The sequence below is a fragment of the Oscillatoria nigro-viridis PCC 7112 genome (assembly GCF_000317475.1).
Taxonomy (GTDB): domain Bacteria; phylum Cyanobacteriota; class Cyanobacteriia; order Cyanobacteriales; family Microcoleaceae; genus Microcoleus; species Microcoleus nigroviridis.
On sequence record NC_019729.1, the window covers coordinates 6,353,478 to 6,371,072 of the forward strand.

The following is a 17,595-nucleotide window of genomic DNA, read 5'->3' on the forward strand; positions in this document are numbered from 1 at the left end:
AAGTATAATTTAGCGTCGAATTATAAATTCTACTTCTTATTTTAATACAATTTTTCATAAATTTATAATTTTTGAGTTTTGAGTTTTCCAAAAAATATTTAACGGGCTCTCCGGCCCGTTCCACAATAACAAAAAAAATTTTGTGGCACAGGCATCTTGCCTGTTGTTCCACAATAACAAAAAAAATTTTGTGGCACAGGCATCTTGCCTGTTGTTCCACAATAACAAAAAAAAATTGTGGCACAGGCATCTTGCCTGTTGTTCCACAATAACAAAAAAAAATTGTGGCACAGGCATCTTGCCTGTTCTTTTCCCTAACACTAGGCTCCGCCTCGGAAAATTTGATCGACGTTGAGTTCCATATTGGGAAATGTAGGTGAAATAATGCGATCGCTCCCTCTGAACTGTGTAATCCTATACTCTCCGTCCACAAGCTGGCAAACCGAAAGCGTTGGTTGTTTGGGGTCGCCAATATGACGTATACCGCCGAATCCAGCATAATCCGCAATCCAATATTCGAGGATTCCCATCATTTCGTAATCTGCCAACTTTTTTAGATAATCGTCGCGCCAGTTGGTACTGACAACTTCAACAAGTAGCGGGATAGATGTTCCTTGGGTGATTGTGGCTGACTTCAACCATAAGGGTTCAGATGCTAAAGCCTGACGGTTTAATAGCAAAACATCAGGGATATACCCTGTATCTTTAGCTGGTGGCTTAACTAGCGCTTTCGAGGGAATACGGTATGGCAGTTGCAGTTGGGTGTAGAGCAGGGTAAATTCTTGAACAAGGTATGCTGTGATATCTTCGTGTTCTCCTGTTGGCTGCATTTCAACCATTACCCCGTCGTGGAGTTCGTAGCATCTGTTTTCGGATTTATCTTCTAGAAATTGTTCAAAGGTTAGTATTTTTGGTGGAGTTTGTATCATCGTGCAAACTGTCTTTGATTGTATAACAGAAGGCAGAAGGAAGAAGGAAAATATTAACTGGTTGCCTGGTTCGGCCGGGGAAGGGGCAAGATGCCCGTTCCACAACCAAAAAACTGTCTTGTGGAACAGGCTTTCCGACCTGTTCCTTTATTTTACTTAATTGGCCGCCGACTTAACTGTTTCGGGCGCAGATACCTGAGATGAAAGGCGACTCGCTACTTGGTTGATGAAAGATTGCAAGAAGGAAACTTGCTGATTTTGCGTAAATACTGCTTGTAAAGTTTTAGTCAACTGGTCGATATTTAAAATGCCTATTGCAGCATTTTCCCCTTCTCGACTTTGGAAATATTCAACTAAACTCAGTCCAGCTATTCTGGTAAAATATGCTGCACTAATTCCCTGAACCGCGCCTCCTGCTACATAGGTGACGGCATTGCTTTTCAGCAGTCCAGAAATAGTTTGAGTTGACAGTTCTACTAATCCCAATTTTAACATTTGACTTGCCAAAGTTGCCGCTACTGTCTTAGCTTGGTCTAAGGAAAACTTTTGCTGGTAGATAGCGCCGAGGTCGATTACGAGTTGGGTGCTGATGGCGGTTGTTGCTAGCAAGTCTAAAGCGGGAACCGGGTTAGTAAAGACGGCGGCGGCGGCGATGTACTGATATTGTTCGATAATGGGAATTGCCCGATCGCGCCTGACTGCATTTAAGAATATTTTTGCCTCTAACTTGATACTTGCAGATTCGCGCACTGCACTCGCCCAGACCAACTGTTGCCGTTCTTCAGTTAAGATTTTAGTCAATCTTTCCGTCAGCGCGTCGAGTTGAGAGACTTGATTTTCAATGCGTTCTTTAAATGTGCCGTCCGCTTGGTGCTGGCGCACTTTAATAGAATTGGGAGAAGCTGCGATCGCAATTATATCTTTTGTTCCCAATATTCCTTGCATTTTCTGCTGCAAAGAGTGCAAAACCTGCGACTGCTGTTCTGGCAAATATTGGTCTTGTTTGTTCCAGACTAGCAGCACGCGCTGACCTGCTGAAGCTAGCTGAGATAATGTTTTAAATTCGGAATCTGTGATGTCGCCCGCTGTCACAAACAGCACTAAATCACCGCCGATTTTGCCATCGGCATTGCTATTAGCAAACAGCGGTGATGTTTCTTGTATGCTAAGCTTTTGCGGGTGTTGAGATGCCCAATTAGAATTTAAAACTTGAATTAAGGTAGTTTTCCCGACAGCTTTGCCCCCAGTGACGGTAATCCGCAAATCTTGTCTGTCTAATTCGGTTCTGAGCCGATCGAGCTTTGCTGTTAGATTAGCAGGAGCGGCGGAGTTTTGAGCTTCTGAAGCCAGCAATTTAATGGCGGCTTCGGAAGTCGCGATCGCTTTTTCGGCGGCTTCCCGGTTCGCCAGGGGTTCGGGGAGTGCGAGTTCTAGTTTGGGGGATTGTTGTTTCCACCACCAATACCCCGCACCGGCAGCCGCCAAGCCGATGAGTGCCGTTTCGCCCATTTCTGAACCCGAATGCTGTAGAGTTTCCAGCAGCCACAGCGCTGCTGAAAGTCCTATTCCGCCTATCAAAATCGGTCGTCGCAAGTTAAGTGTCATTTTTCCCTTCCTGTGGGTATTGCCGCCAAGCTTAACCTTCGCGGGCTTGGCCTCCCTCCCTATATTCCATCGTACCTCTGCGGCATCCAAACTGGCAGGCGGGCGATCGGGCTTTTGGGCGGATTACACCCTAAACCTTTTCCAGAATTGCAAAATGTTTGTAGTAAGGAGTTTAGTCTTTGCTATTGAGTTGGGAAATAAAGCAGTCAAGTCCTTACTACAAACTGTTAATCTTTGAGAAATCGGACGGGTAATTGTTTAGTCTCCCAGACAAATTCCCAAACCGCGGGCAGTTTTAACCAGAGTACCATTGAATTCTACAGGACTGTATCTGGCGATCGCCTTTTCCAGGGGAACGCTCACAACTTCCCGCTTTTGCCAAGATACCATGCAGTCGTATTTCTCTTCGGCAATTAAATCAACTGCTGCCACGCCAAAAGCAGAAGCAACTAATCTTTCTAGCGGTGAAGGTGTTCCCCCGCGTTGAGTGTGTCCCAAAACGGTGACGCGAGTTTCTGCACCGCTGCAGTCAGAAATTGTATCAGCTAAATACTGACCAATTCCGCCTAATCGACTTTGACCTAAGCGATTTGTGTGCATCATTAACTCGCCTTCTTCAGTGCGAACTGCCTCCGCTACTACAATTAAACAGTAGTTTTTTCCCCGGTCTTGGCGTTCTTGGATTGTGGCACAGATTTTGGCAATTGTGTAAGGGATTTCGGGAATCAGAATTATATCAGCTCCCCCAGAAATTCCGGCACTGATCGCAATATGTCCGGCGTCGCGTCCCATGACTTCAACAATCATGACGCGACTGTGACTGGCCGCAGTAAAATGCAAGCGGTCGAGTGCTTCAGTGGCAATATTGACAGCAGTATCAAAACCGATGGAACGCTCGGTAATTCCGACATCATTATCAATAGTTTTAGGAATAGCAACTAAATTCAAATTGCCGTGTTGAGCAATCTTCCTGAGAATGGCGAGACTGCCGTCGCCACCAATTCCAATTAAGGCATCCAGACCTAGTTGATGATAGCCTTCGATAATGTCGTCAGAACGATCGCGTACAGTCCCATCCGGCATCGGGAAAGCAAAAGGGTCGCCCTTATTTGTCGTGCCTAGCATCGTACCGCCAATGGTGAGCCACGAGTCTACTTTCTCAATATCCAAGGGAATTGCTTCAGGGGGACGACTCATCAATCCGTTGGTGGCTTGACGAATCCCCATCACTTTCCAATTGTAAGTTCCCGTTGCGCGGTAGACAACGGCTCGAATAACTGCGTTTAAGCCTGCACAGTCACCTCCGCTAGTGAGGATACCGATACATTTTTGTTCTCCCATAATTAATGCTCGACTTTTGTTACTCCGAATATGAGTTGAGCTTTCTAGAGCCCGATCGTCCAATCCTGATTTTCGACGAAAATAGGTAGGAAAAAATAAACTTTACTCTGTAACAGAATGTAAAGCTATTATAACTTTTGTGATTGCTTCATAAGATATCGCTTCTTTGGGGAGCGTTTCACTCGTTTGTGACTACTTATTGTATTTTCAAGCTGCATCGACCTCATTGAGTGCCTCATCTCTGACGCATCCCACAAGTTCGATCGCCAACAAAGTAGCACCGCCAATCACCGTTTCCAACAAAACATCAATTTTACTTGGGATTGAGGCGTTTAGAAACTTGGTTAATTATACCGCTGAGAATAGCACCGCCCATCAGAATTCCCAGGGCGGGATTAAATACGGGCTGCCAGAGACTGTACCACAAATCAAAACCGAGATTCACCCCGGTCGATCGACCCGCTACTGCGATCGCAAACCACGCAAAACTGGCAAAGACGAAAAATACATCAGCTACTAAAATCAAGTTGAGCAAGTTAAGAAATTTATCTTTCATTGTGGAGGGTTCCTTTTGAGTGTATATGTGTCAAGTTTTGGCAAGCGGTTGGTAATGGAGCGGATTGATAGCTGCAACTGGCGATCGAATAAAGATAAAATATCATTCAATTGTTTTCGCGCACAGGCTGTCAAAATATGGTTCGCTATACACTTCCTCAAAGCCCCGAAATTATTTTAACTGTCAGAGGGAAAGATTCAGCCAAAGCCCGCGAAGAAGCGATGGATCGGCTGATGGATCTCATGGATGAGGGAAAGCTGCCTACGGAACTCGTGGAGGGATTTGGGCCCAAGCAGTTTGTTGAAGTTAAGGATATCGAAGATGCTGCGTCTGACGGCGAGGACGCGATTACTGAAGCCGTCCAGATTTTGAGCAATTTGGCAAGTCTCAAATTGAAAGTCATGGAATCCCGCGAAGAAGCACTCAAAATCCGGGCGGCGATCGACATTTTGTTTACAGATGAGGCTGTGACTGCCGAGGAAATTGGTCGTTTGAAAGATGGTTTCAAGGTTCTCAAAAACTTTGCTCAAGCTAACGTCCGCTATCGAGAAGCTAGAAGTAAAGCCGAAGAAGCGCGGGCAATTCTCGACGAAGCTTTGCAATCTGTCGAACCGGAAAACAAGGCGCAGAAACCTGCGAAATAGTAGGAGGTTACGTTAAAACATATTTCTGTCATTGCCATCCGACACGAAGCAATCGCAAACGTCGGCGATTGCTGAGTTTCTTTATTCGGACATACAATAACTCTGCTGCCAGACATAATATTAACTTGATCCACATTGAAATCAGGAAAAAATTGTGAGCCAACAACAAACAGGAATTCTCAGAAACTCGATGTCAGGCAGCTTGCTGCTGGCTAAAAAATTAGGTTTTCAACCAGGAACTGTGATTGATGTCGGTGCCGCCTTGGGAACTTTTAACCTTTACGAAACTTTCCCAAATTCGCGACATTTGCTAATTGAACCCATCGCCGAAAATGAACCTTATCTCGCAAAAATTTGCCGCAAGCTCAAAAGTGCAGAATACATTATTGCTGCAGCGACCAAAGAAGCGGGAGTTTTAACCCTCAACGTCAGTCCCGGTATGGTACATTCTTCAATTTCTGAAAATCGCGTTACTAACAGCAGCGATCCTTATTTGAGAAACATACCAGCAATTACCCTAGATGGAATATGCAGGGAAAGAAACTTGCCAGGGCCCTATTTAATTAAAGTTGATGTAGACGGACAGGAATTAGATGTTTTAGCGGGAGCAACTGAGATTTTGCAGCAGACAGAATATGTAATTGTAGAAGTTACTTTGTTCGGTCAGATGTATGATGTAATGAGTTTTATGAAGTCCCAAGGATTCGCAGCTTACGATATAGTTGATTTGTCATATCGCCCGGTTGATTCAGCTTTGTGGCAAGTTGACATGGCTTTTGTTAAGGAATCCGGTCACTTCAGAAGAGAGAGGGGTTACGCGACAGGAGAGCAGGATATCGAAGCACTGAACTCGCATCTCAAAGCTTATCGGGAAAGTTTCATCAAACACATTGAGACTCATTACAGCGACCCAGTAGAGCCGGAACCACAGGTCACTCAAGCTGTTTTGGGCGAAGATTATGTCATCATTTAATCAGCTATTGTGCATTTAAACTGCATACTTGGGGCGGCGTCGGAGCAACGGCCCACAAGAGTTTGATTATTTATTGACGTGCAATTTAAATACTGAGCTAGCTTATGATGTCGAGTATAACGGGAGCATCTAAATGAAAGCAACCCAGCTAGAAATTGGAGTTAGGAGTCAGAAGTCAGGAGTCAGAAGAAGGGTTTTTACAAATATGAGTCCTCCCAAGCTTACAAACTTAAAAAAGGCACGTTTACTACTTCCCCTGACACCGATCCGACTTGCACTTTCAGTCCTTCGCCGCCCGCTTTTGTGCGGATGTAAGCAAGACCAAAAAAGCCAGATTCAGTTTCCGTAAAACTGGTGAGTTTGCCGACTTTTTCCTCCTCGATTGTGACTGTTGTTCCGGGTTCAACCGCACCGCTCAACTGAACGCCCCAAAGTTGCTGTTTGACTCCTTTGTAGGTGTTCAACCGGGCAATTGTTTCTTGACCGATGTAGCAGCCTTTGTCATAGGTAATCGTGTGTAAAAGACGGGCTTCTAGGGGGTTGTAATCGTCTGTGAGTTCAAAATCGGGGGCGGGGCGTCCTTGTTCGATTCGCAGTTGTTCCCAAACTCGATCGCCCATCGGTACGGCCCCAGCTTTGACTAATTCCTGCCACAAATTGGCTGCATCGCAAGCTTGTGCAATTAACGTGTATCCGAGAGTTGCTAAACCGCTACCCACCGCAACTCGGACTTCCCTACCTGCAAAATGTATCAATTTGTGGGTAGCGTAAGGTTGATTTTCTAGTTCGGTAACTCCGATTTTGTCTAATAGTTGAGTGCTTTCCGGGCCGAGGAAACTGAAAGCAACAGTTGTATCGGTTAAATCTGTTAACTCGACGCGATCCATTGGGAAAATATAGCGATCGAGCAATTCCAGTAGTTGGCGGCGGCGGTTGGGCGAAACTAGCAGCAGTACGGCATCTTCTGTAGCGTAAGCGGTGGCGAGGTCGATCGTCCGGGCGGTGGATGTGACGAAAACGGTATCGCAACCTTGACCGGGTTTGAGTATATTGAAGTTATTGGTACTTTGATTGTGCAAGAACCGGAGGCGATCGCTGTCTGAGATTTGAATGCGTCCCCAGTGAGTGCGATCGTACAAAGCCACACCTTGTTTCGTTGCTGCGATCGCTTCTGCGTCGTTACCAAAACTGACTGGCACAATTTCTTTGGTTGTTAACTCTGCAAAAGTAGCACCTGCCGCTGCTTGAATGTCGTGCAATTCTTGAATCATAAGATTTTGTTGACTGTTAACTGTTGACTGTTGACTCTTGTTATTGGTTATTTGTTATTGGTTATTTGTTATATCAAATCCGGTGGGAGCGGAATTATCAGCGTGCGATCGGGCACGACGTGAGCGCTGACATTATCCAAATATCTTACTCCGATGCCACCGGAAACGATATTATTTGTTAGCTGCTACCAATAACCAATAACAAATAACCAATAACTAATTACCCAAATTAGCGAATATTTCTTGAATTAATTGGCTGGCTTTAGCATCAAGACGATTCCAATCTACATCGCCAGTCTCATCATCAATCAAGCTAGTATCAATTACAACTTCTTGGCTTTGGATGTGAGTGTGGCCGGGCTGGTAGTTGACAAAGCAGACTCGATAGCAAAGTTCCCAAATATCGAGGCATCTTTGCTCGCCTTGAAGCTCTAAAAGTAGTTGATAACCAGGAATTGGAATCTGCACTTCTTGATAAGTACCCGTCCAAACTGACTCCTCTAATTGTTTGCGGATGTTGTCGAGCACTCGAATCATCGCCGGCTGCATGAGCAGTTCAGCTTGCTGCCACGCGATCGGGCTAGTTATTTTAGGCTTCATATACAGGGTTCTAAAAAAGAAAATCAATAAATTAATTTTCTAGCATTGGGTGCCAACTTTTGAGACATTCGCCACAGAATGTTAAATTTAGTCCTCACCAAATTCAAAAGTCAACCGTCAACAGCAACAGTAACAGCCGTTCTCGGCTTGACGGCTAAAAACGGCTGAAACTGTTGATATTGAGTTATCGGATGGGTAATGTAGGATTTGAACCTACGGCATCCTGCGTGTAAAGCAGGCGCTCTACCACTGAGCTAATCACCCAATTGCACTCACAAGGATTTATCATATCACAGTAACTCAGAAAGATCAAGTAAAAAAAATCCTAAACTTTAAATGCCCTCTGGCCGCACCCACGATCGAATAACCATGTGGAGTTTGCCCGCTGTGGCAGCCCTCACCTTTGGCCAGACTCAGAGCAGCAACCTGACTTTGCTCGTTTCCGGCAGTTTCTTATTCGGCGGGCTGATGTTTGGGCCCGACTTGGATATCTACTCCTGCCAGTATCAGCGCTGGGGATGGTTCAAACCGATTTGGCTCCCGTACCAAAAAAGCCTGCGCCACCGCTCTTTTTTGTCCCACGGCCCTCTGATCGGCACTGCTTTGCGAATCTTGTACCTCGCTATCTGGATCGCGGTTTTCGGAGTGTTGGGATTGGCAATTGCCGAAAAAGTCGGGAACTTAGGCGGGAATTGGCAGGATGTGGTTTTGAGTTGCGGTCGATCGATCTGGGAACACCACATCGAAATTTTAGCCGTTTACATCGGTCTAGAATTGGGCGCTATGAGCCACTATCTGAGCGATTGGGGCGGCTCGGCTTACAAAAGATTCAAAAAGAAAGGATTGAGCGGGTTGCGCCCTCCTAAGACAATTAAGAGGCCCAAAATCAAAGCTCCCACTCGCACATCTAGCAAATCCATAGCAGAAGGAAGAAGGAAGAAGGAAGAAGGAAGAAGGAAGAAGTAATAAAATCAATTGTGGGAGTAACAACGTTATAACCGTCTTGGCGGTTGATATAAAAGGTAAATTATTATGTCTAATTCTGAAAGTCGATCGCTCACAGCACTCGAAGAACTCATAGAAGTTGTGGCTAAATTGCGATCGCCAGACGGCGGATGTCCTTGGGATTTAGCCCAAACTCCCCAAACTCTAATTCCCCACATAATCGAAGAAGCTTATGAAACCGCCGACGCGATTCGCAAAGGAGATAAAGATGCGATCGTCGAAGAATTGGGCGACTTATTGTTACAGGTAGTTTTACAAGCTCAAATTGCCAGCGAATCGAATCAGTTTACCTTCGCCGAAATCGCTGCGGGCATTACCGAAAAACTGATTCGGCGCCATCCCCATGTCTTCGGCGATGTCGAGATTAACAGCGTCGATGAAGTTAACGAAAACTGGGAAAAAATCAAAGCAGCAGAAAAAGGTGAAACTTCAGAAAAGCCGCCAACTTTAGCCTCGAAAATGAGCCGTTATGCCAGCACTTTGCCGCCGATCGCCGCCGGGATGAAAATCTCTCAAAAAGCTGCGGAAGTGAGTTTTGATTGGGACAGTGTAGAGGGCGTTTGGGATAAATTTCACGAAGAAATGGCAGAATTTGAACACGCTCTCAAACACGAGGATAAGGCAGCGCAGCAGTCGGAATTGGGAGATATTATGTTTGTGTTGATTCAATTAGCTCGCTGGTACGATTTAGATCCGTCGGCTGCTTTGCAGGGAACGAATCAGCGGTTTGTGCAGCGGTTTGCCTTAGTTGAAGCCAACTGCGATCGACCTTTGTCCGATTATCCGGTGGAAGAAATAGAAGCAATTTGGCAGCATGCTAAAGCTATAGTGGCTCAAAAGGGCGATGCTTAATATCAAATCCGTTGGTATCAGAATGATAAATCTCTCTCTTTTCTCCTTCTCTGCGCCCTCTGCGCTCTCTGCGGTTAAAAACTCCAAATCTAACTAATTTGGTTTAATCAGTTCAGATATCAACTACTCGTAGAGCTTGGCATCATTGTACGGCGGATGTTCGCACGCGATATATAAAGCATTTGTCGGTTCCAGGGCCTGCCCTGTCACCGGATCGATCGGCTTGAGAACAAAGCATAACAGAGAGAGCGATCGCCAATCCAAATTATCCAGCTTCCCGCGTTCGTAACGGTTGACTGTTGCGGCACTGATACCCACATCTTTGGGTACGGGTTGATTTGTAGCTGTGAACAGCGCCTCTTCATATCCCTTTGTTTTGAACTCTGTTTCGCTGACAGACCAGCCTGTTGTCTGTCTTGCTGCTTTTAAAATCTTCCCCAAACGCATCCGCCCCGTTTCCGTGAAGCGAACGGGACGCAATTCCTGCCGATTATCTACCACAGCCTTGTTAGAGAGTCCTGACATTTTTCCCACCTACGTTAACTCTCAAACTAGCACAGCATCAATGATTGAGGGTTCCACGAGCAACATCTGAGCTTAAGAAGTTTAAATTAAATCTCTTTGCACAAGTGCAATAAGACTCCGATCTAGTAATATGTAATTGACTCTCAACAGAACTTGCCTCTCAAACCCTGAGTATACAGCCATGACAGCACTGTTTCGCCGCATCCAACCCTCGAAAAAGCTCCGCATCACCGTCAGGTCGTAGGCGTAAGCCGGGGCGTAGCCATCGCCCAACTGCTCAAAATCAGCCAAAACCTGATTAAGCGAGTCGAATCATGGGCTTTCGTGGTTTTCGTCCACCGGCGGGATAGAGGCGGCCTGTTTGTCAGCTACCGCAGGCTGGAAGAATGGCAAAATGCGTTAGCGAAGCCCTCGAAGAGGATCGCCCATCACATCCAAACCTGCCCCACCCTTTCCGAACTCTCGCAGATCAAAACATCCATTCACTACGACAGCCGGAAATTTCAAAAACAATCTCTTCCAAAAACCATTGACTTTTTAGTTCAAATGTGCATTGAAAGACAAGACATTCTCGAAATCTGGGAAAGCTCAAACTGCATTGCTTCCTAGCAGAAATCAAGCAGATTTCCTAACACTAGCAACCGCACCCAACCGTGAGGACGCTGTTAATTACTCAAACCTTGCCTTTGATTCTGTCAACTGTCAACTGTCAACTGTCAACTGTCAACTGTCAACTCTTCCTTGCCCAAAACAGAAGCGAAACATTTGCGAGCAATTGCGAGATCGAATCACCCCAAAAATCACCCGCGAATGCTCCGCCACATCCATGAAAGCAATCGCCAAAGCAATTAAGACATTGCCTGAGCGATATAATCAAAATAAGGAGCTGCTTCCTTAGCATCATCCTGATTGAGCAAAGCCAAAGAAGCTTCCTTCAAACAGCGGATAGCTTCGACCATGCCAGGAACAGGAACGCCCAGAGAATTATACATTTCCCGAACGCCAATCAAACCGATGCTTTCGATCGGCTCCTTGTCACCCGCCAAGATACCGTAGGTAATCAGGCGCAAGTACCAGCCGTAATCGCGCAGACACAAAGCCCGTTCGCGCTGGCCGTAAGCATTGCCCCCAGGAGAGATAAAGTCAGGTCGTTTTTTCCAGAGTTTTTTACTAGCTTCTTCAACAATTTTCTTCTCACTATCAGACAGCGCAGTAGCAATACGCACCCGCTGTTCTCCGGTTTTAAAGAAATCATTGATACTTTGGAGTTCGCCGGTACTGGGATAACGAAGTTCGTCGTCGGCTTGGAGAATTAATTGGCTAACTACGCTCATTGTTATTCAAATTTGAGGATAACATTAATAAACATTCCCATCTGTTGGCGACGGGATTCTTGGTTCGTAGACTCGCCTTGCTCCTAACATTTATCAATCCTAGAAGTAGAGGGTAAATCTCCCCAAGCGTTATGCTTGATGTTCAAGCCAGTTTCCTTGTGTTCCAAGGTACTGCGGGAAAAACTCAAAAACTGCGAGTGAGAGTTTTGATGTCGGCAGACACTTTGACTGTTTAACGAGTTTTTGCTACATCGCCCCAACAGCCTATCGCACCGACGGGATCGAGGCAACTCGCGACAAGCTAGACTCCCCGGTTGAAGCTTGGCTTTATCAGCAAGACGTTCAGCAGCAGGAAGACAGCCTGCAATTGAGCTTGAGTGCGATGGCTTACGCCCCGCTTCGCTACGACTTATCTCAGGAAAGAGAGAGCGATATTGCATTACCATATTAAATCCTACCACGACTACTTGTGACCAAATCTAAATTCCCCACCCCAAACTCGACGAAATTGGCAAACCCTTGCCAGCAAGGTCAACTGATTGAGATAGAGATTACTGACTTGACAGACACCGGCGACGGAGTTGGTCGTTTTGGCGAGTTAGTAGTCTTTGTGCCCGATACCGTGACGGGCGATCGAGTCCTTGTCCGCCTCGTGCAAGTCAAATCCACCTATGCTACAGGCAAGCTGGACACACTTCTGGAAACCTCCGAACACCGCATTCGAGCTAACTGCATTGTCGCCGACAAGTGCGGCGGCTGTCAGTGGCAGCACGTAAATTATCAATATCAGCTTGCAGCCAAGCAAAATCAAATCACTCAAGCGTTAGAACGGATTGGCGGATTTAGCAATCCGCCAGTTGATGAAATCTTAACGGGAAAAATCGAGGGATTTCCCCAATTTTTGGGATACCGCAACAAAGCGACTTATCCAGTCGCAATATCTGCGACAGGTCAAGTCCAAGCAGGTTACTATCAAAAAAGCACCCACAAATTAGTCAATCTCAATCAGTGTCCGGTGCAAGACCCGCGCCTCAATCCTTTGTTAAAAGAAGTCAAAGAAGACATCCACTGGCGGGATTGGCAAGTCTACGACGAAAAGAAACATACAGGAGAATTGCGTCACTTGTCCTTGCGGATCGGACGGCGCACCGGCGAGATGCTGCTAACTTTAATAGTTCGGACTGGAGACTTGCCGGGAATCGAAGAGCAAGCATCAGAGTGGCTGAAACAATATCCTCAACTGGCAGGGGTTTGTTTGAATATAAATCCCGCTCAAACTAATGTGATTTTTGGTACCGAAACTCGCTGCGTTGCGGGTCGTTCTTATCTGCGAGAAAGCTTTGCTGGGATGAATTTTCAGCTAAGAGCCGATACTTTTTTTCAGGTAAATACAGAGGCGGCTGAAGCGTTGTTAGAGGTGATGGTAGGAGAATTGAATTTGCAGGGAAACGAGGTTTTGGTTGATGCTTTCTGCGGAATTGGTACTTTTACTTTACCCCTGGCAAAACAAGTAAAAATAGCCATAGGTCTAGAAGTGCAAGCGGCGGCGATCGAACAAGCCCAATTAAATGCTGAGTTAAATGACGTGAGAAATGTCGAGTTTCAGGTAGGAACTGTAGAGAGTTTGCTGCCTTCCTTGGGATTGACACCGGATATTGTGCTGCTAGATCCGCCGAGGAAAGGGTGCGATCGCGCGGTTTTGGAAGCGATCGAGGAAATCAAACCAAATCGTATTGTTTATGTTAGCTGCAAGCCTGCTACTTTGGCTCGCGACCTGAAGATTTTGTGCGAAAATGGGGATTATAAGTTAGCGCGAGTGCAGCCGGCGGATTTCTTTCCTCAGACTTCTCATGTTGAGTGTGCGGCGTTTTTGGTGCGGTGAATGAAAGGGCGATCGGTTTTTGGGAATGAAAGGGCGATCGCGCTTATTTGATTCTTGGCATTTTGGTTGAGTGTTATAATACTATTTGTGCTAAGTTCCTAAGTGCGTGGGTTTGGAGAGAATGGAAACTAGGTCTTTGAGTAAAGTTTATGTCGGCTAGGGATGTTTTCCATGAGTCTGTGAAATCCGCTCTCCTGAAGGATAATTGGGTAATTACCCACGATCCGCTGAAGCTAAAGTTTAGCGAAGACGATCGGCTCAGGATTGACTTGGGGGCGGAACAGCTTTTAGCCGCAGAGCGAGGTGTGCAGAAGATTGCGGTGGAAGTTAAAAGCTTTCTGAGTGAATCAGCTATGTTTGATTTCCACCTAGCCCTCGGTCAATTTTTGAATTATCGACTAGCACTCAGAAATTTGGAGCCAGATCGATCGCTCTATTTGGCAGTTCCGATCGCTGCTTATAATTCATTTTTCTCTCGTGCTTTGCCCCAAGCGGCGATAGCTGAGTACGATTTAAAGTTGTTAGTATACGACCCTACTAATGAGGTGATTGTAGAATGGATAGATTAGCTAAATATCGGCAAATTGTTCGCACTTTCTTGATGGAATATAGCAAGACTAAACCGATCAATGACGACATTGAAATCCAGGTATTGTTTGACACAGAACATGACCATTATCAGATAGTAGATTTAGGTTGGGACGGTCACAATCGGATTTATAGTTGCCCGATCCACTTAGACATCAGAGATGGGAAAGTCTGGATTCAACGCAATCAAACCGATGAACTGATTGCTCAGGAGTTAGTGCTGATGGGTGTGGCGCGGGAGGATATTGTTTTGGGGCTTCAGCCTCCCTATGCAAGACAGTTTACGAGCTATGGTGTCGCTTAGGCTGTTTAGGAAATTCTGTTTTACTCTCGATCGCGCGATCGCAAATTAGCTCGAATTTGTGCCATTGCGGTTGCACCGTCTGCGACTTCACCGCGTTGGGATGCAAGATGTCCAATCAGTGCGTCTTGTTGGAGTTCTTGCAGTCGTCCTTGATAAATATCTTGCTGTTGTTTGAGTAGTTTAATGGCTGCAAGGATAACGTCGATCGCGCTGTTGTATTTGCCGCTGGTGAGTTGGCGCTGTATGAGGGCTTCGGCTTCAGGTGGCAAAACAATTTGCATGGTGTTTGAGATGAGGGGGTGTTTATTCTATTGTAGGCGATCGCCCTTCAGTTAGATTGGTTTGTTGAGGGGCGATCTTTTGTATCCATGTCTTCTGTCATTGTTGCTTCTGAAAGCGAAGGTAATGTTAGTTGGAGGTGAATGTCAATTGTTATGGTATGAGTTTGATTATTCAAACCTATGTTAACTATGTTTACTAACGGAATTTGGGGTGAATAATTGCTTGAGTGAGATTTAACAGAGGGCATAGTTTTATATCCAGCTTCCTCTAGCCAGTTATGAATATTTCTCCAGTTGCTTACCTTTTCGTTAGGTACATCTGTAATTTTTTTGAAGTATTGATATAAAGTTTTAGATACATAAACCTCAACACCTTTACGACTTTGATGGAGTTGGCTAGCTATTTCCGCAGGACTGTGACCGCAGAGCAAACCTCGGAGAAAAAGCTTTTCTCGTTCTGTAAGTCCCTTTCTGGCACGAGGAGATACTTGCCACTTGGCTTCTGCCATAGCTTTGTAGAGCCTTTCCAAGTCCCAGTTATTCGCAGCTTCGGCAAACATCTCGTCGCTGGATGTCATCGCAGTATGTCTCGCTTAGTTGATAGCTAAAGCCTAACTAAAATTATAGCTTTGGCTAGTTGCTATCTGAGTATAACTTAGTTTATCATTGCTGAAACCGGTGTGGCGATCGCTCTGCTGTAAAAAGAGCGGGCTATGTGTCAAGAGTTTAGGGTGCAGATACAGCAGCGGTTAATGGGCTAGTGTAAAGATTTGTAACAATACGCCAAATTCTGCGTAAAAATTCGGGATTGAAGCCGAATACATATATAGGAGGAAGATTTTGCTTGGTGCGGGACTGAGTTGGTACTGGATGCTTAGGCGTTGCGGTATCTATTTGGGGTGAGTGCGATCGGGCAATACACGCTTTTCTGTATCAAAAATTGAACGGATAGTAATATGAATAATTATGATGACCATATACAATTTGCCGAGAATGTAATTGAGCGATCGCAACTTCCCCAATCTCAAAGAGATGGGTTACGTCAGCTAATCCAGCGCATTCAGCAAAGACAAAACGATCCAAATCTTTATTTAGCAGTGATTGGAGAATTTTCTAGTGGTAAGAGTACCTTTATCAATGCCTTACTCCGTGATAATTTGCTGAAAACATCAGCTTTAGTGACAACTGCTGCTGCTACTAGATTACGCTATGGTCAAGAAATTAACATAGAAATAAATTTTAGGCAAGTTCCAGAAATAATTAAACCCAGAAGATTTTGGGCTAGAAATGCGATATCAGCTATTATTAGATTTCTCGATAGTTTAGGTTTAGACTTTGACATAATAACTGCTATTGAAGTTTTTTTTAATGATGTCGTTGCTTTTTTATTCAGCCTTTTTAACATATCAAATAATCTTACAAATATAATTACATCTGAAGACATTAGGGCTAAGGGTATAGATATTAGGGAGTTTATTCACAAAGTTACGTCTGAAGAAGAGATAGCTAAAGAAGTTATTGATGTTAATATTAATCATCCAGCCACTTTTCTACAAAATAATATCGTGATTATTGACCTACCTGGTACTAATGCTACCAATACCAGACACGCACAAATTACACGAGAAATTGTAGAAAATGAAGCTGATGTTGCTATTGTTATAATTCCTGCTACACAACCTGTAAGTGACACTTTGGCGGAATTTTTGAGCTCGACAATACAATCTTCGCTAGATCGCTGTATATTTGTTGTTAGCCGCATGGATCAAATTCGCCAGAGAGAACATAATAGAATGTTGGCTAATGTGAGAGAGAGATTGGTAGATCAGCTAGAAGTTAATCCTAATAAATTGTATTCATGTTCTGCTCAGGTTGTTATAGATGATGTCACAGGAGAGCAGCAAGCAGTAAATAACCCGGAATTTTGGATCGAGCAATTTACGCAAATGCAGGTTGAAATCATAGAACGCTTAAAAGCTGAACGGAACGCAATTATTAGTGAAAATATCCAAGGTTTATTTGGTCAGCTATTTAATCAAATCAAAAGTTATTTACAATCTCAATGGAATCAATACAAGGAAAAAGAATCTAAAATTCAGAAAGAAACGATTCAAGACATTGAATTTTTTAAAAATCAACAATATAGAGAGTGTATTAATATGATCGATAGAACTGCTAGTCGCTCGGAAAATAAAATCAACGATCATGTTGACACTTTTAGAGATCGAACTACTGCTAAAGTAAAAGAAGCTATTTTTGGCGCAAGTGATTGGGACGGTCTCAAGTATGTTGTTAATACTAAGGTTGCGACAATTTTACGAGATCAACAAAACTTACTAAGTGATAGTATTCAAAATGAATGCCATAATCTTTCTCAGTCTGCACAGGAAGTTGGGCAATATTTTGATAAAAAATTTACTGAAGTCTATCGAAGCTTACAAGCATTAGGTGGGCGTGTTGAAACTAATTCGGTGTTCGCCAGTAGTAATATTTCAATCAATACATATTCAGTTATTTCTTCTGCACAACAACTCAATAGTTCAAATTTTGGTAATGCAATGGCAGGCTTTTTTTCTCATGTATTTCGTGGTTTACTTGACGATCGCAAGCAAAAGATTTGGAATGAAATTCGACCTAAAATTTATAACTGTTTTGCTGAAATCAAACAACAGGTGCAACCAACAGTAAAGAAAGATGCAGACAATCTGAAGACAGCCATCAATCAGCGGATTAATGCTTACATTACTCACTACAAATCTGTTGTAGATGGTATGTTGAACGAACAAAAAATGGAATTGCAGCGATTGACACAGTTGCAAGCGACCATTCAAGCTGACTTAGCGGAGATTGAGCGAAGGCAACTGCAAATAAAAGTCAATTTACGTTGATGTATTAAATCAGTTAC

At 44.4% G+C, this 17,595-nt stretch carries 19 protein-coding genes and 1 tRNA gene; 9 read left to right on the plus strand and 11 right to left on the minus strand.

Going from position 1 to position 17,595, the window contains the following annotated elements; all coding sequences use genetic code 11:
• Window positions 1-320: 320 nt before the first annotated feature.
• From OSC7112_RS26510 to OSC7112_RS26525, 4 genes are all read right to left on the minus strand, one after another.
• On the minus strand, window positions 321-929 hold the full coding sequence (locus OSC7112_RS26510) for a Uma2 family endonuclease (protein WP_015178771.1): 609 nt from the start codon (window positions 927-929) through the stop codon (window positions 321-323).
• 156 nt (window positions 930-1,085) lie between these two features.
• A complete protein-coding gene (locus tag OSC7112_RS26515) occupies window positions 1,086-2,534 on the minus strand; it encodes a YcjF family protein (protein ID WP_015178772.1) in 1,449 nt (482 codons plus the stop codon).
• 258 nt (window positions 2,535-2,792) lie between these two features.
• Window positions 2,793-3,875, minus strand: a complete 1,083-nt coding sequence (locus OSC7112_RS26520) for an ATP-dependent 6-phosphofructokinase (RefSeq protein ID WP_015178773.1) — start codon at window positions 3,873-3,875, stop codon at window positions 2,793-2,795.
• A 313-nt stretch (window positions 3,876-4,188) separates the two neighbouring features.
• The gene (locus tag OSC7112_RS26525; protein WP_510182596.1) at window positions 4,189-4,458 is read right to left on the minus strand and encodes a DUF8620 family protein; all 270 of its coding nucleotides are present in this window, start codon (window positions 4,456-4,458) and stop codon (window positions 4,189-4,191) included.
• Window positions 4,459-4,568: 110 nt separating this feature from the next.
• Here OSC7112_RS26525 and OSC7112_RS26530 point away from each other — a divergent pair, with 110 nt between their 5' ends.
• Both OSC7112_RS26530 and OSC7112_RS26535 read left to right on the plus strand, forming a co-directional pair.
• Window positions 4,569-5,075: a hypothetical protein gene (locus tag OSC7112_RS26530; RefSeq protein ID WP_015178775.1), complete on the plus strand. Its 507-nt coding sequence runs from the start codon at window positions 4,569-4,571 to the stop codon at window positions 5,073-5,075.
• A gap of 154 nt (window positions 5,076-5,229) precedes the next feature.
• Window positions 5,230-6,048 carry an FkbM family methyltransferase gene (locus OSC7112_RS26535; RefSeq protein WP_015178776.1) on the plus strand — a complete coding sequence of 273 codons (819 nt, stop codon included), beginning with the start codon at window positions 5,230-5,232 and terminating at the stop codon, window positions 6,046-6,048.
• 221 nt (window positions 6,049-6,269) lie between these two features.
• On the opposite strand, the gene ygfZ is transcribed toward OSC7112_RS26535, so the two are convergent.
• The 3 genes from ygfZ to OSC7112_RS26550 form a co-directional block, all read right to left on the minus strand.
• On the minus strand, window positions 6,270-7,319 hold the full coding sequence (gene ygfZ, locus OSC7112_RS26540) for a CAF17-like 4Fe-4S cluster assembly/insertion protein YgfZ (protein WP_015178777.1): 1,050 nt from the start codon (window positions 7,317-7,319) through the stop codon (window positions 6,270-6,272).
• Between the two features lie 216 nt (window positions 7,320-7,535).
• A complete protein-coding gene (locus tag OSC7112_RS26545) occupies window positions 7,536-7,919 on the minus strand; it encodes a hypothetical protein (protein ID WP_015178778.1) in 384 nt (127 codons plus the stop codon).
• A gap of 192 nt (window positions 7,920-8,111) precedes the next feature.
• A tRNA-Val gene (locus tag OSC7112_RS26550) sits at window positions 8,112-8,183 on the minus strand.
• A 72-nt stretch (window positions 8,184-8,255) separates the two neighbouring features.
• On the opposite strand from OSC7112_RS26550, the gene OSC7112_RS26555 reads away from it, so the two are divergent.
• Window positions 8,256-8,885 carry a metal-binding protein gene (locus tag OSC7112_RS26555; protein WP_015178779.1) on the plus strand — a complete coding sequence of 210 codons (630 nt, stop codon included), beginning with the start codon at window positions 8,256-8,258 and terminating at the stop codon, window positions 8,883-8,885.
• Window positions 8,886-8,951: 66 nt separating this feature from the next.
• The gene (mazG, locus tag OSC7112_RS26560; protein WP_015178780.1) at window positions 8,952-9,776 is read left to right on the plus strand and encodes a nucleoside triphosphate pyrophosphohydrolase; all 825 of its coding nucleotides are present in this window, start codon (window positions 8,952-8,954) and stop codon (window positions 9,774-9,776) included.
• Between the two features lie 123 nt (window positions 9,777-9,899).
• Here the strand turns inward: mazG and OSC7112_RS26565 are convergent, their stop codons facing one another.
• Entirely contained in the window at window positions 9,900-10,301 is a 402-nt protein-coding gene (locus OSC7112_RS26565; protein ID WP_015178781.1) for a helix-turn-helix domain-containing protein, read from the minus strand.
• A 324-nt stretch (window positions 10,302-10,625) separates the two neighbouring features.
• Here OSC7112_RS26565 and OSC7112_RS26570 point away from each other — a divergent pair, with 324 nt between their 5' ends.
• On the plus strand, window positions 10,626-10,910 hold the full coding sequence (locus tag OSC7112_RS26570) for a hypothetical protein (protein ID WP_223300697.1): 285 nt from the start codon (window positions 10,626-10,628) through the stop codon (window positions 10,908-10,910).
• A gap of 239 nt (window positions 10,911-11,149) precedes the next feature.
• Here OSC7112_RS26570 and OSC7112_RS26575 read toward each other — a convergent pair whose 3' ends face one another.
• Window positions 11,150-11,635, minus strand: a complete 486-nt coding sequence (locus OSC7112_RS26575; protein WP_015178782.1) for an allophycocyanin subunit alpha-B — start codon at window positions 11,633-11,635, stop codon at window positions 11,150-11,152.
• A gap of 469 nt (window positions 11,636-12,104) precedes the next feature.
• Between OSC7112_RS26575 and rlmD the strand changes: the two genes are divergently transcribed.
• The 3 genes from rlmD to OSC7112_RS26590 all read left to right on the plus strand — a co-directional run bounded on the left by rlmD (window position 12,105) and on the right by OSC7112_RS26590 (window position 14,409).
• Window positions 12,105-13,517 carry a 23S rRNA (uracil(1939)-C(5))-methyltransferase RlmD gene (gene rlmD / locus OSC7112_RS26580; RefSeq protein WP_015178783.1) on the plus strand — a complete coding sequence of 471 codons (1,413 nt, stop codon included), beginning with the start codon at window positions 12,105-12,107 and terminating at the stop codon, window positions 13,515-13,517.
• Window positions 13,518-13,666: 149 nt separating this feature from the next.
• Window positions 13,667-14,086 carry an element excision factor XisH family protein gene (locus tag OSC7112_RS26585; protein ID WP_015178784.1) on the plus strand — a complete coding sequence of 140 codons (420 nt, stop codon included), beginning with the start codon at window positions 13,667-13,669 and terminating at the stop codon, window positions 14,084-14,086.
• Entirely contained in the window at window positions 14,074-14,409 is a 336-nt protein-coding gene (locus OSC7112_RS26590; RefSeq protein ID WP_015178785.1) for a XisI protein, read from the plus strand. The genes OSC7112_RS26585 and OSC7112_RS26590 overlap by 13 nt, the downstream gene beginning before the upstream one ends.
• 20 nt (window positions 14,410-14,429) lie before the next feature.
• Here OSC7112_RS26590 and OSC7112_RS26595 read toward each other — a convergent pair whose 3' ends face one another.
• Window positions 14,430-14,690: a ribbon-helix-helix domain-containing protein gene (locus OSC7112_RS26595; RefSeq protein ID WP_015178786.1), complete on the minus strand. Its 261-nt coding sequence runs from the start codon at window positions 14,688-14,690 to the stop codon at window positions 14,430-14,432.
• A gap of 47 nt (window positions 14,691-14,737) precedes the next feature.
• A complete protein-coding gene (locus OSC7112_RS26600) occupies window positions 14,738-15,268 on the minus strand; it encodes a helix-turn-helix transcriptional regulator (protein ID WP_015178787.1) in 531 nt (176 codons plus the stop codon).
• A gap of 378 nt (window positions 15,269-15,646) precedes the next feature.
• Here OSC7112_RS26600 and OSC7112_RS26605 point away from each other — a divergent pair, with 378 nt between their 5' ends.
• Complete coding sequence (locus OSC7112_RS26605) at window positions 15,647-17,578, plus strand: dynamin family protein (RefSeq protein ID WP_015178788.1); 1,932 nt, start codon at window positions 15,647-15,649, stop codon at window positions 17,576-17,578.
• Window positions 17,579-17,595 lie beyond the last annotated feature (17 nt).

Coding starts and splice junctions, on each gene's coding strand:
- ygfZ (WP_015178777.1), bottom strand. CDS start 7,319: ATGATTCAAGAATTGCACGACATTCAAGCAGCGGCAGGTGCTACTTTT.
- OSC7112_RS26575 (WP_015178782.1), bottom strand. CDS start 11,635: ATGAGCGTAGTTAGCCAATTAATTCTCCAAGCCGACGACGAACTTCGT.
- OSC7112_RS26515 (WP_015178772.1), bottom strand. CDS start 2,534: ATGACACTTAACTTGCGACGACCGATTTTGATAGGCGGAATAGGACTT.
- OSC7112_RS26585 (WP_015178784.1), top strand. CDS start 13,667: ATGTCGGCTAGGGATGTTTTCCATGAGTCTGTGAAATCCGCTCTCCTG.
- OSC7112_RS26595 (WP_015178786.1), bottom strand. CDS start 14,690: ATGCAAATTGTTTTGCCACCTGAAGCCGAAGCCCTCATACAGCGCCAA.
- OSC7112_RS26545 (WP_015178778.1), bottom strand. CDS start 7,919: ATGAAGCCTAAAATAACTAGCCCGATCGCGTGGCAGCAAGCTGAACTG.
- mazG (WP_015178780.1), top strand. CDS start 8,952: ATGTCTAATTCTGAAAGTCGATCGCTCACAGCACTCGAAGAACTCATA.
- OSC7112_RS26510 (WP_015178771.1), bottom strand. CDS start 929: ATGATACAAACTCCACCAAAAATACTAACCTTTGAACAATTTCTAGAA.
- OSC7112_RS26600 (WP_015178787.1), bottom strand. CDS start 15,268: ATGACATCCAGCGACGAGATGTTTGCCGAAGCTGCGAATAACTGGGAC.
- OSC7112_RS26605 (WP_015178788.1), top strand. CDS start 15,647: ATGAATAATTATGATGACCATATACAATTTGCCGAGAATGTAATTGAG.
- OSC7112_RS26555 (WP_015178779.1), top strand. CDS start 8,256: ATGCCCTCTGGCCGCACCCACGATCGAATAACCATGTGGAGTTTGCCC.
- OSC7112_RS26590 (WP_015178785.1), top strand. CDS start 14,074: ATGGATAGATTAGCTAAATATCGGCAAATTGTTCGCACTTTCTTGATG.
- OSC7112_RS26565 (WP_015178781.1), bottom strand. CDS start 10,301: ATGTCAGGACTCTCTAACAAGGCTGTGGTAGATAATCGGCAGGAATTG.
- OSC7112_RS26520 (WP_015178773.1), bottom strand. CDS start 3,875: ATGGGAGAACAAAAATGTATCGGTATCCTCACTAGCGGAGGTGACTGT.
- OSC7112_RS26530 (WP_015178775.1), top strand. CDS start 4,569: ATGGTTCGCTATACACTTCCTCAAAGCCCCGAAATTATTTTAACTGTC.